Below are 9,813 nucleotides of genomic sequence, written 5' to 3'. Positions count from 1 at the left end.
CGAATGCGGTGTGCCAGTCACTGCATCTGGCGACTGATACACCGCATTCGCGAGCAAGCCCGCTCCCACATTGAATTGGCCGTGTTCTTGAGAATGGGGCTATTCAAGATTGCGCGCCGAATTGCTCAGCGCCCTGGAGCACTGCAACAACGCCGGCGCCAACTGCTTCTCCGCGTCCGCCCGACTCCAGCGACTGGTCGGCGCCACCACATGCACCGCCGCCACCGGCCGGCCATTCGCGCCCAGCACCGGTGCGCCGATGGTCATGTCGCCGAGGAACAACTCCTGGGCATTGACCGCATAGCCCTGCTCACGCACCTGTTGCAACGACTCCAGGATCCTGTCGACCTCGGTCAATGTCTGGCTGGTGTGCGCAATGCGCTGGCTGTGCTCGATCAGCGCCAACGCTTCATCCGTAGGCAACGCGCTCAAATACGCGCGCCCCGACGCCGTGCAGTACATCGGCACCCGCGAGCCGATCGGCATGTGCACCGGCACAAAACCCGCGCTGACGAACCGCGCGATATAGGTCATGTCGTAGCCCGCAGGCTCGGTCAGGCATGAGGTTTCGCCGGTCAGCCGCGTGAGTTCGGACAGGAACGGGTTGGCCACTTCGATCAGCGAATGCGCGTCCAGGTAACTGAAGCCCAACTCCAGCACGCGCGGGGTGAGTTGGTAATGCCGGGTGCGCGAGTGTTTCCGAAGGTAACCCAGGCTTTCAAGGGTAAACACCATGCGCTGGGCCGAGCTTTTGGTCATGCCGGCGGCCTCGGCCACCTCTGCAAGGCTCATGCTGCGGCGCTGGGCGCTGAATGCCTTGAGCACCGACAGGCCTTTTTCCAGGGATTGGTTGTGCAAACTGTTGCGTTCTTCGGACATGGCGGACTCGCGGTCAGGACGATCAGGCGTGGCGATATTTCTACCCTAAATCGCAAAAATAGACCACAAAATATCGCATATCGATACGACAAGTTCATTTTTTCGATTTTATGTGACGATATTCGATTTACTCCAATCGAAATGGCACAGAGCTTGCGGTTTCATCGGCAGCCGCTTGCGCTACTGACTTTCCGTTTTCCTTTTGGAGTAACCCGATGAACAGTCTTTCGCCCGTGTTTCGCCGCCTCGCCTTCGCCGTGTGCGCCACGCTTTGCGTCAGCGCCGCGCACGCAGAAAGTGCGTCCACGTACAAAGTCGGTGCAACGGCCAGTGGTTCGCCGTTCACCTTCCTCGATATCAAGAGCAACAGCATCCAGGGGGTGATGGTCGACGTGGCTGAAGCCGTCGGCAAGGCCGGCGGCTTTACCAGCCAGATCGAACAGACCAACTTCGCCGCGCTGATCCCCTCCCTCACCTCCGGCAAGCTCGACTTCATCTCCGCCGGCATGCTCAAGACCGAAGAACGCACCAAGGTCGTCGATTTCAGCGCCCCGGTATATGCCTACGGTGAAGGCTTGATCATCAACGCCGAGGACAACACCGCCTACCCCGACCTCACCCCGTTGAAGGACCAGGTGGTCGGCGTGCAGGCTGGCACGATCTTTTACGATCAACTGAACAAGCTCGGCATCTTCAAGGAAATCCGCACCTACGACTCGATTGGCGAGATGGTCCGCGACCTGTCCCTGGGCCGCATCAAGGCCGCCGTTGGCGACCAGCCGGTGGTGGCGTACCAGATCCGCCAGAAGCTATTCAAAGGCGTGAAACTCGCCGCCGACTACCAACCGGTCAACGTCGGCGAAGTGTGCCTGGTAGTGCGCAAGGGCGACGCACAAACCCTCGAACGCCTGAACACTGCCATCGCCAGCATCAAGGCCGACGGCACCCTGGACAGCATCCTCAAGAAGTGGGGACTTGATACCCAGGTGCGCCCATGAACCTGGCTGAGTTCCTGCAGAACGCCCAGGATTTCCTGCCGATTCTGCTGCAGGGCGCCTGGGTGACGATCCAGATCACCGTGCTGTCGTTCCTGCTCAGCAGCGCCATCGGCCTGGTGCTGGCGTTGCTCAAGCTGTCGCCGATCCGCGCGCTGTCGTGGACGGCGAGCACCATCATCAACGTGATCCGTGGCCTGCCGATTATCGTGCAGCTGTTCTACATCTACTTCGTCCTGCCGGACATGGGCGTGCACCTCACGGCGTTCTACGCCGGGGTGATCGGCATGGGCATCGCCTATTCGGCGTACCAGGCCGAGAACTTTCGCACCGGCATCATTGCGGTCGAACAGGGCCAGCGCGAAGCCGCCGAAGCCTTGGGCATGCGCTCGGCGTTGATGATGCGCCGGGTGATCCTGCCGCAGGCGTTTCGCATTGCCTTGCCGCCCTACGGCAACACCCTGGTGATGATGCTCAAGGACTCGTCCCTGGTGTCGACCATCACCGTCGCCGAGATGACCCGCCAGGGCCAACTGATCGCCTCGTCGACCTTCCAGAACATGACCGTCTACACCCTGGTCGCCCTGCTCTACCTGCTGATGAGCCTGCCGCTGGTGTATGGCCTGCGTCGTATGGAGCAGCACCTGGGCCAGAGGAAAAAAGCATGATCGAGATTCGTCAGCTGCAAAAACATTACGGCAGCCACCGCGTATTGCACGGCGTCGACCTCGACGTGGCCAAGGGCGAAGTGGTGTGCCTGATCGGCCCCTCGGGCTCGGGCAAATCCACCCTGCTGCGCTGCATCAATGCACTGGAAGCCTATGACGGCGGCACGATCAGCGTGTTCGGTGAAACCGTGCAGCGCGGCAGCAAGACCGTGCACGCCCTGCGCAGCCGTATGGGCATGGTGTTCCAGCGCTTCAACCTGTTCCCGCACCGCACGGTGCTGGAAAACGTGATGGAAGGCCCGGTGTACGTCAAGGGCGAGTCGCCTGGGCAAGCGCGCGAGGAAGCCCTGGTGCTGCTGGAAAAAGTCGGCCTGAGTGCCAAGGCCGACGCCTACCCGGAACAACTCTCCGGCGGTCAGCAGCAGCGCGTGGCCATCGCCCGCGCCCTGGCGATGAAACCCGAAGCCATGCTGTTCGACGAACCCACCTCGGCCCTCGACCCGGAACTGGTCGGCGATGTACTGGCGGTGATGCGCACCCTGGCCGATGAAGGCATGACCATGATCGTGGTCACCCACGAGATGGGCTTTGCCCGCGAAGTGGCCGACCGCGTGTGCTTCCTGCATGGCGGCTACATCGTCGAGAGCGGCCCGGCCGAGCAGGTGCTGGGCGACCCGCAGCACGCGCGCACCCAGGACTTTCTGCGGCGCGTGCTGCACCCCACCGGCACTGCAAGGAGCCTGTCATGAAGTCGTTGTGGTCGGCGACGGCGCCGTCCGTGCTGCCAACGCCCGCGCTGGCGGAGTCGCTGAAGGTCGACGTGGCGATTGTCGGGGCGGGCTATACCGGCCTGTCGACGGCGCTGCACTTGGCCGAGCGCGGGGTCAGTGTATGCGTGCTGGAGGCGAATGAGCCGGGCTGGGGCGCCTCGGGGCGTAACGGTGGACAGGTCAACCCGACACTCAAATACGACCCGGAGCAACTGGTGCAGATGTTCGGACCGGAGCGCGCCGAGCCACTGATCTCGACGGTGTCGAATTCGGCGGACCTGGTGTTCAGGTTGATCGACAAGCACGGCATTGATTGCGCGCCGGTGCGCAAGGGCTGGATGCAGGTGTCGTACACGCAAAAGGGCGTGGCCGGGCTGCATGCGCGAGCCGAGCAATGGGCGCGACGCGGCGTGCCGGTGCAGCGCCTGGATGCAGCAGCGGTGGCCGCGCGCATGGGCAGCGAGGCGTTCGCTGGCGGCTGGCTGGACGGCCGTGCCGGGGCGATTCAGCCGCTGGCGTATGCCCGTGGGCTGGTCGGCGCGGCATTGGCGGCGGGTGTGCGCATTCATGGGCACAGCGCGGTGACAGGGTTGCAGCGCCAGGGCGGCGGATGGCAACTGCAGACGGCTGGCGGGGCTCAGGTCACGGCTGATCAAGTGGTGCTGGCCACCGCCGGCTACAGCGGCAACCTGTGGCCGGGGATGGCGCAGAGCATTCTGGCGGCGAACAGTTTTATCGTCGCCACCAAGCCGCTGAGTGGGCGCGCGGCAGAGTGCATCCTGCCGGGACAGGAAACCGTGTCCACCGCGCAACGGCTGCTGCTGTACTTTCGCAAAGACAGTCATGGACGCTTATTGATGGGCGGGCGCGGGCTGTTCAACGATCCCACATCACCGGCCGATTTTGCCCACCTTGAGCGCTCCCTGGCGCTGCTGTTTCCGCAATTGGGCCCACTGGAATTCGAGTACCGCTGGGCCGGGCGCATCGCAATCACCCGTGACTTCATGCCCCACGTGCACCAACCCGCGCCGGGGCTCACGCTGGCGTTGGGCTGCAATGGTCGCGGCATCGCGCTGTGTACCAGCCTGGGGCAGCAATTGGCCGCACGCTTGTGCGACAGCCACGCGGAGTTCGCCTACCCGGTGACACCGTTGCAACGCTTGCCGATGCACGGGTTGCAACGGTTCTACATTGGCGCGGGGGTGGCGTGGTACAGCCTGCTGGACCGGCTCAATATCAGCTGAATCCTATTCCCAGGCACACTGCAGACTGTCAATTCTCACAGGTTGCCACGCACGCAAAACTCGCTAGGCTTAGTCCAGATGCATTGGCTGGCCTGCTGGGATTGCGGGCGATCAACTGAGTGAGAAGGACATCCATGAACCTCGAACATCCTCCACACACCGCCCGAATGCTCGGGCTGGTGTACAGCGCCTGCTGCTACCTCGTATTCCTGTGCACCTGCGTGTACCTGATCGGCTTTGTCGGCGAGATCGGGGTGCCCAAGCACATCAACGACGGCCCACCCGGTGAGTGGCCGACCGCCGTGTTGATCGATGCCGCGCTGATCATGCTGTTCGGCGCCCAGCACACGGTCATGGCGCGCCGGGGTTTCAAGCAATGGCTGGCAGGGTTCATCCCGGCGCCGGTTGAACGCTCCACGTACGTGCTGCTCAGCAGCCTGGTGCTGGGGTTGATATTCTGGCTGTGGCAGCCCATTACGGCGAGTGTCTGGAAGGTTGAAGCCGCCTGGGCCGATGCCCTGTTGACGGGCCTGTTCTGGCTGGGCTGGGGCATCGCGTTGCTGTCAACTTTTTTGATCAACCACTTTGAGCTGTTCGGGCTCAAGCAGGCCATCGACCGTTGGCGCAAGCCCACATCACAGCCGCCGGTGTTCACGACGCCACTGTTTTACAAGCTCGTGCGTCACCCCCTGTACCTGGGTTTCATGATTGCCTTTTGGGCAACGCCACACATGACCGCCGGGCATCTGTTGTTTGCGGTCGGAATGACGGTTTACATCTTCATCGGCGCACGCTTTGAAGAAAAGGACCTGGTGACGCTGTTCGGTGAGCGGTACCGACGCTACCAGCAAGAGGTCGCCATGATTATCCCCGGGTCAAAGCCCCCGAAAAAACCCAAAAACTAGCCCTCTCCCTTTTTTTGTGGTGAGCGGGCTTGCCCCGCGTTGGAGTGCGCAGCACTCCCGCTGTTTCCAGCCCACCCCCCTGTCATTATCAGCTCACAGGCACCCACGGACTGCCACGCCGCACCGAGATTGACTGAATCAACCCGCCGATAAACGGTGCCCCGGGTATGCGGCTCTCGGATTTTTCCGACAAGGCTTTCAGGTTGTGGCTCGCCAAGGTGCTGGCTAACCTCTCGTCGTCGCTGCCAATTCAGCGGCCGGATTTGACCGTCCGCCCTCCCAAATGCATCTGTGCCACATCGAATCAGGCGTTTTTTGTACGCCTGTTGTATCGTGTCGCGGCAGCTGTACGCGGGATATCTTCGGGTATGCCGGGCTACTTTGGGACCGGTCGGTCAACCCGCGTATAGCTGCCACCCTCTCTCGTTTGACCGCGAATCGTGGCAGCTCCATTCCCGGAGAGATTTCACCATGATTAAAGACAGCCCCAACCCCCCAAGCCATCCCGATTTCGACACCAGCACCCTGCACGAAGTGGCCTACCGCGCCATCGATCACTACCTCAACCCAAAACCCGCCACGCCCGAATCCAGCGACGGACTCTTCACCGTGCGCGCCGACCTGGGCACCGAAACCCTGCTGGTCAACGCCTCCCAGGACCTGGCCTGCATCAGCGACATCGCCGCTCACCTGGCGTTTGAGATCGACGGTACTCAACGCAATGTCGCGCTGGGCATCTGCCGCATGCTCGAAGGGGTACAACTGCTGGTCGACAAGGCACTGAGCGTGGCCCATCCGGCAGCGTGACGATGGACGCGATACAGCGCCTGAGCTATCTTCGGGCGCTCTATCGAAAGCCTGAAACAGGAAGTTACCGCTTGAGCACGTCGCCCCTACTGCGAGGCCGCACTTTCGCCCTCCTCGCCGGCCTCGCCTTTATTGCCGTGGACCAACTCGTCAAACTGCTGGCCCTGGTTTCACTGCACGCCCACAGCTTCAAAATCGGCGCCAACCCGATCAACCTGGCACTCGAATTGAGCCTGAATCCCGGCGCGTTCCTCAGCCTGGGCGCCGCGTTGCCGACGCAGGTCAAACAGCTGATTTTCATCGTCGGCGTGGCTGTCGTAGTGGCTTGGGCACTGTGGTGGTCCCTCTCGAACTGGAACCAGCCCCTGCGCAAAGTCCTGCCGCTGTACGCCATCGCCCTCGGCGGCATCGCCAACCTGATCGACCGCGTTTTTCGCGACGGGCACGTGGTTGATTACATGGTGCTGAACGTCGGGCCGGCCCATACCGGCGTGTTCAATATTGCCGATATCGCAATCACCGTGGGCGCGCTGTATTTGATGATGGATTTGTTCATGAAGCCGCGCAAAGCCTAGGGCTGTCAGTACGCCTCACCCTCGTCGCCCCTGATAGTCGCGGCAAACGATTGAGCAATAGCCTTGGCTTTCACGATCGCTTCATCGCTGTACACAAAGGCAATCTCACCACGCCGGTAGTCAAAATAGTAAGCCTGCTGCGTGGTGGGAGAGGTCCAGTAGGCGGTTTGATTTCCGCCCATGGAAATCACCGCACCGGTAGTGGGATTAATGCCGGTCACCTCGTCCTGCAGCTCCAGGGTTGGATCGCTGGCACACAACGCGCGCCACTCTTCAGGCGCAATTGCATGGCTGTCGGCACGGGCGATGTGAAGTTCGTAAGCCATGAAGATACCTATCTGGACACTGCAGAAATGCTCGTTCCCACGCAGCGCAGGAACGGCCTGGAACACCTTTATAACCTCAAAACACCGACCAACCAATCCGCTCGCTCAACAACTCCAACGCCTTCATCCCCGCCAGCGAGTTCCCCGCCGCGTTCAACTCCGGCGACCATACGCACACCGTGAACTGCCCCGGCACCACCGCGACGATCCCACCGCCGACGCCGCTCTTGCCCGGCAAGCCGACGCGATAGGCAAAGTTGCCCGCCTCGTCGTACAGGCCGCTGGTGGCCATGATCGAGTTGACTTGCTTGGTCTGGCGCGCGGTGAGGATCTGTTCGCCGCTGTGGGCACTCACGCCTTCGTTGGCCAGGAAACTGAATGCCTTGGCCAAGTCCAGGCAGCTCATCTGCAGCGCGCAGTAGTTGAAGTAACTGTGCAGCACCGCGTCGACGTCGTTATGGAAGTTGCCGAAGGATTTCATCAGGTAAGCCATGGCCGCATTGCGCGCGCCGTGCTGGGCTTCGGAGTCGGCGACGACGCTGTTCACCAGGATCTGCGGGTTGCCCGACAGGCGCCGCACGAAATCGCGCATCGACAGGATCGGCACGGCGAAGCGCGACTGGTTGATGTCACAGATCACCAGCGCGCCAGCGTTGATGAAGGGATTGCGCGGGCGGCCGCATTCGAATTCCAGCTGCACCATGGAGTTGAACGGCTGCCCCGACGGCTCGTGGCCCAGGCGCTCCCAGATGGTTTCGCCGCCGTGGTCGATGGCCTGTACCAGGCTGAATACCTTGGAAATACTCTGCACCGAGAACAGCGTATCGGCATCGCCTGCGCAGTAGGCCGAACCGTCGTTGCCGTACACCGCAATGCCAAGCTGGTTAGCGGGTACATCGGCCAAGGCGGGGATATAGTCGGCGACTTTACCCTGGCCGATCAGTGGGCGCACTTCGTCGAGGATCGACGAAAGCATCGCCTGCATGTCTTGTCCTGTCATCTGTCTTTGAATCAATGGGAAGCGGGCCGCGGAGGATACTTCAATGCGCGCGGAAGCCCCAGACTATCTCGACCATGCGTTCGGCAATCACCAGGTAAACCAGGATCATCAGCAGTTGCAGCACGAGGTGGTAGCGCAGTTTGGAAAGCCTGCGAATGCCGTCGCTCACGTTCAGCACCAACAACAGCGACGACAGGATGATCAGCCCCCAACCGGCCACGCTGGAGGCGAACACGCCGATAAACAAGTCACGCTGCCCGAGCACTGTATTAGTCCCCGCTGCAAACAGCAGTGCGCACACCAGCAGGTTCTTCACATTGTCGAAGATTTGCGTGCTCAGGTCGTTTTCCAGCAGTGCCACATAGCGTTTCCATAACGTGTGCATGGGTCAGTACCGGGAGGGATCGCTCGTCATTCAAAGTAGTCCAATTGCCCGTACACTGCACCGTTGCGCTTACTCCACGAGGACTTTTGCATGAAATTGATGATCGGCCTGGCCGCCCTGCTGTTGATATCGGCGTGCTCTGCAACACCGCCCGCCCAGAACTCCACCGCGTCTGCCTGCCTGGCCGGCGGCGGCACCATGAAGCAAGTTGGCAAGCTGCAGAGCTGGAAGTGCGTTACACCGTACAAGGACGCCGGCAAGGCCTGCACCGACTCCAGCCAGTGTGAAGGCGAGTGCCAGACCAGCGTGACGACCCAATCCGGCAACGGCCCGGTAACCGGCGCATGCCAGGTGGACAACGGACATTTCGGCTGCTCGGCAACCGTAGAAAAAGGCCAACTGGGCCGCGCGATCTGCGTGGACTAAGGCCGCCACCGCCCCCCTGTGGGAGCGGGCTTGCTCGCGAAGGCAGTGTGTCAGCTGATGCATCCGGCGCCTGACACACCGCCTTCGCAGGCAAGCCAGCTCCCACTTTTTGATCTCCATGCACTCAGGTGCCTAGCCGCCACCTCAATCCCCACCTTTGATCTCCATGCACCTGGATGTCCAGGCCCCACCTCAATCCAATGTGGGAGCGGGCTTGCTCGCGAAGGCAGTGTGTCAGTTGATGCATCAGTTGCCTGACACACCGCCTTCGCAGGCAAGCCAGCTCCCACCTTTTGATCTCCATACACCCAGGTGCCTAGGCGCCAGCCCAATCCCCACCTTTGATCTCCATACACCCGGATGTCTAGGCAAAACCCCAATCCAATGTGGGAGCGGGCTTGCCCGCGAAGGCAGTGTGTCAGCTGATGCATCCGGCGCCTGACACACCGCTTTCGCAGGCAAGCCAGCTCCCACTTTTTGATCTCCATACACCCAGGTGCCTAGCCGCCACCCCAATCCCCACCTTTGATCTCCATGCACCCGGATCCCTAAGCCCCACCTCAATCCAATGTGGGAGCGGGCTTGCCCGCGAAGGCAGTGTGTCAGTTGATGCATCAGGTGCCTGACACACCGCCTTCGCAGGCAAGCCAGCTCCCACTTTTTGATCTCCATGCATCCAGGTGTCTAGGCTCCAGCCCAATCCCCACATTTGATATCCATGCACCCGGATGCCTAAGCCCCACCTCAATCCAATGTGGGAGCGGGCTTGCCCGCGAAGGTAGTGTGTCAGCTGATGCATCAGGTGCCTGACACACCGCCTTCGCAGGCAAGCC

At 61.5% G+C, this 9,813-nt stretch carries 12 protein-coding genes; 8 read left to right on the top strand and 4 right to left on the bottom strand.

Going from position 1 to position 9,813, the window contains the following annotated elements:
* Nucleotides 1-99 precede the first annotated feature (99 nt).
* A complete protein-coding gene (locus tag QMX97_RS30085) occupies nucleotides 100-879 on the bottom strand; it encodes an IclR family transcriptional regulator (RefSeq protein ID WP_065907576.1) in 780 nt (259 codons plus the stop codon).
* Between the two features lie 215 nt (nucleotides 880-1,094).
* Here QMX97_RS30085 and QMX97_RS30080 point away from each other — a divergent pair, with 215 nt between their 5' ends.
* From QMX97_RS30080 to QMX97_RS30050, 7 genes are all read left to right on the top strand, one after another.
* Nucleotides 1,095-1,877 (top strand): ABC transporter substrate-binding protein, encoded by a 783-nt coding sequence (locus QMX97_RS30080; RefSeq protein ID WP_065907574.1) that lies wholly within the window; start codon nucleotides 1,095-1,097, stop codon nucleotides 1,875-1,877.
* Nucleotides 1,874-2,542: an amino acid ABC transporter permease gene (locus QMX97_RS30075; protein WP_282398110.1), complete on the top strand. Its 669-nt coding sequence runs from the start codon at nucleotides 1,874-1,876 to the stop codon at nucleotides 2,540-2,542. Before QMX97_RS30080 ends, QMX97_RS30075 begins: the two co-directional genes overlap by 4 nt.
* Entirely contained in the window at nucleotides 2,539-3,291 is a 753-nt protein-coding gene (locus tag QMX97_RS30070; protein WP_065907571.1) for an amino acid ABC transporter ATP-binding protein, read from the top strand. Before QMX97_RS30075 ends, QMX97_RS30070 begins: the two co-directional genes overlap by 4 nt.
* A complete protein-coding gene (locus QMX97_RS30065; protein WP_282398109.1) occupies nucleotides 3,288-4,556 on the top strand; it encodes an FAD-binding oxidoreductase in 1,269 nt (422 codons plus the stop codon). The genes QMX97_RS30070 and QMX97_RS30065 overlap by 4 nt, the downstream gene beginning before the upstream one ends.
* Nucleotides 4,557-4,690: 134 nt before the next feature.
* Nucleotides 4,691-5,461, top strand: a complete 771-nt coding sequence (gene mddA / locus QMX97_RS30060; protein WP_282398108.1) for a methanethiol S-methyltransferase — start codon at nucleotides 4,691-4,693, stop codon at nucleotides 5,459-5,461.
* Between the two features lie 471 nt (nucleotides 5,462-5,932).
* On the top strand, nucleotides 5,933-6,268 hold the full coding sequence (locus tag QMX97_RS30055) for a DUF6124 family protein (protein WP_065907566.1): 336 nt from the start codon (nucleotides 5,933-5,935) through the stop codon (nucleotides 6,266-6,268).
* Between the two features lie 71 nt (nucleotides 6,269-6,339).
* Nucleotides 6,340-6,843 (top strand): signal peptidase II, encoded by a 504-nt coding sequence (locus QMX97_RS30050; RefSeq protein WP_282398107.1) that lies wholly within the window; start codon nucleotides 6,340-6,342, stop codon nucleotides 6,841-6,843.
* Between the two features lie 5 nt (nucleotides 6,844-6,848).
* Here the strand turns inward: QMX97_RS30050 and QMX97_RS30045 are convergent, their stop codons facing one another.
* From QMX97_RS30045 to QMX97_RS30035, 3 genes are all read right to left on the bottom strand, one after another.
* The gene (locus QMX97_RS30045; protein WP_213553818.1) at nucleotides 6,849-7,169 is read right to left on the bottom strand and encodes a hypothetical protein; all 321 of its coding nucleotides are present in this window, start codon (nucleotides 7,167-7,169) and stop codon (nucleotides 6,849-6,851) included.
* Between the two features lie 76 nt (nucleotides 7,170-7,245).
* On the bottom strand, nucleotides 7,246-8,154 hold the full coding sequence (gene glsB, locus QMX97_RS30040; RefSeq protein WP_282398106.1) for a glutaminase B: 909 nt from the start codon (nucleotides 8,152-8,154) through the stop codon (nucleotides 7,246-7,248).
* A 55-nt stretch (nucleotides 8,155-8,209) separates the two neighbouring features.
* Nucleotides 8,210-8,554, bottom strand: a complete 345-nt coding sequence (locus QMX97_RS30035) for a hypothetical protein (RefSeq protein WP_065907561.1) — start codon at nucleotides 8,552-8,554, stop codon at nucleotides 8,210-8,212.
* Nucleotides 8,555-8,644: 90 nt separating this feature from the next.
* On the opposite strand from QMX97_RS30035, the gene QMX97_RS30030 reads away from it, so the two are divergent.
* A complete protein-coding gene (locus QMX97_RS30030; protein ID WP_282398105.1) occupies nucleotides 8,645-8,980 on the top strand; it encodes a hypothetical protein in 336 nt (111 codons plus the stop codon).
* Nucleotides 8,981-9,813 lie beyond the last annotated feature (833 nt).

Origin of the sequence: Pseudomonas sp. PS01298 (genome assembly GCF_029959745.1) — a bacterium.
GTDB lineage: Bacteria > Pseudomonadota > Gammaproteobacteria > Pseudomonadales > Pseudomonadaceae > Aquipseudomonas > Aquipseudomonas aylmerensis.
Note: the sequence above shows the minus strand (reverse complement) of the source record. Positions and strands in the feature narration are given on the sequence as shown.

Coding starts and splice junctions, on each gene's coding strand:
- QMX97_RS30045 (WP_213553818.1), bottom strand. CDS start 7,169: ATGGCTTACGAACTTCACATCGCCCGTGCCGACAGCCATGCAATTGCG.
- QMX97_RS30065 (WP_282398109.1), top strand. CDS start 3,288: ATGAAGTCGTTGTGGTCGGCGACGGCGCCGTCCGTGCTGCCAACGCCC.
- glsB (WP_282398106.1), bottom strand. CDS start 8,154: ATGCAGGCGATGCTTTCGTCGATCCTCGACGAAGTGCGCCCACTGATC.
- mddA (WP_282398108.1), top strand. CDS start 4,691: ATGAACCTCGAACATCCTCCACACACCGCCCGAATGCTCGGGCTGGTG.
- QMX97_RS30080 (WP_065907574.1), top strand. CDS start 1,095: ATGAACAGTCTTTCGCCCGTGTTTCGCCGCCTCGCCTTCGCCGTGTGC.
- QMX97_RS30075 (WP_282398110.1), top strand. CDS start 1,874: ATGAACCTGGCTGAGTTCCTGCAGAACGCCCAGGATTTCCTGCCGATT.
- QMX97_RS30055 (WP_065907566.1), top strand. CDS start 5,933: ATGATTAAAGACAGCCCCAACCCCCCAAGCCATCCCGATTTCGACACC.
- QMX97_RS30035 (WP_065907561.1), bottom strand. CDS start 8,554: ATGCACACGTTATGGAAACGCTATGTGGCACTGCTGGAAAACGACCTG.
- QMX97_RS30030 (WP_282398105.1), top strand. CDS start 8,645: ATGAAATTGATGATCGGCCTGGCCGCCCTGCTGTTGATATCGGCGTGC.
- QMX97_RS30070 (WP_065907571.1), top strand. CDS start 2,539: ATGATCGAGATTCGTCAGCTGCAAAAACATTACGGCAGCCACCGCGTA.
- QMX97_RS30085 (WP_065907576.1), bottom strand. CDS start 879: ATGTCCGAAGAACGCAACAGTTTGCACAACCAATCCCTGGAAAAAGGC.